This is a genomic window from Mesonia aquimarina (assembly GCF_003667275.1).
In the GTDB taxonomy this organism is placed as follows: domain Bacteria; phylum Bacteroidota; class Bacteroidia; order Flavobacteriales; family Flavobacteriaceae; genus Mesonia; species Mesonia aquimarina.
Genome location: NZ_RCNV01000024.1, coordinates 1 through 1,287, shown reverse-complemented (window position 1 = coordinate 1,287; position 1,287 = coordinate 1). Strand labels below are relative to the sequence as shown.

Sequence of the window (1,287 nt, the reverse complement as noted above, 5' to 3'; positions counted from 1 at the left end):
TGGACTTGCAACAAAAAACTGGACTTTAAGTTGAGTGACTATGCTGCTAGTTTTTGATTATACATATCTATTTCAAATTCTTTAATGGTTCTGTTTCCTAAATAAGAATGTCTTCTTCTGGTATTGTACCAGGTTTCTATCCACTGAAAGATAGATAGCTCTGCCTGTGATCTAAGCTTGTATTTATGCCAATATACCCATTCTACTTTCAGAGATTTAAAAAAGGATTCCGCTACGGCATTGTCCCAGCAATTACCTTTTCGACTCATCGATTGTTTTACCAGGTCATTATAACTTTTAAGTAGATTAGTAAATTTTTGGCTGGCATACTGAATACCTTGGTCTGAATGAAATATCAAAGGTTGTGTTAGTGTGGTATTTTTAATAGCCATCTGCCAAGCTTTTATAACAGTATCCTCGGTATTTAGGGTATCACTTAAAGCCCATCCTATAACTTTTCTATTGAATAGATCAATGATCACTGTTAGGTAACTCCAACCCTGATTGGTCTGAACATAGGTAATATCGCTTACCCATACTTGATTAGCCCTAGCTACATTAAAGCATTGGTTCAACAAGTTTGGTGCTGTGGGATATTTATGGTTACTATCGGTGGTGGCTTTAAACTTACGCTTCCTCATAGCATATAAATAGTTTGCCTTCATTATACGTGCTACCCGTGGCTTTGAAACCTTAAAGCCTAAAGCTTTCAATTCAGCTTCTATTCTCGGAGCTCCATAGCTCTGGTGACTATCCTCAAATATATCTTTGATTAGTGAAGAGAGCTTCTGATTTTCTTTCCAAAGGGTGCTGGGGCCAGATTTTAACCAGTGGTAATAACCGCTTTTACTCACAGCTAATATAGTGCACATCTTCTCAACAGGAAATTTCATACGATGCTGTTTTATGAACCTGTATTTTTCTTGTCGCTCGCGGAGAAGATGCCAATCGCCTTTTTTAAGATATCACGTTCTAATTCGGCTTCTTTAAGCTGTTTCTTTAAACGAGCTATCTCTTTTTGTTCATCGGTCATTTTAGGGTTACCTCGGCCGGGAAAACTATTTTTTCCATAATTCTTTTGCTCTTTACGCCAGCGGTAAAGAACAGCAGGTAAGATATCCAGGTCCTCACAAACCTGCGCTACACTGCCTTTGGCATAACTTAATTCTACTGCTTTCTGTTTAAACTCTAAAGTGTAATGTTTGGCTTTACGTCTCATAAATGCTAAGTTAACAACTTGCAATAATATTCATTCAACTCTATGTCCTGTCTAATGTAGTAATTCCA

Annotated in this window: 1 protein-coding gene; it reads right to left on the bottom strand. The window is 37.3% G+C overall.

Annotated features, from left to right (window positions below; genetic code table 11):
- Window positions 1–38: 38 nt before the first annotated feature.
- Window positions 39–1,243, bottom strand: a protein-coding gene (locus D9R05_RS15410; protein WP_121668111.1) for an IS3 family transposase whose coding sequence is annotated in 2 segments (ribosomal slippage) — window positions 39–964 and window positions 964–1,243 — 1,206 coding nt in all. Because the reading frame shifts where the segments join, the coding sequence is not laid out codon by codon here.
- Between the last annotated feature and the right edge of the window lie 44 nt (window positions 1,244–1,287).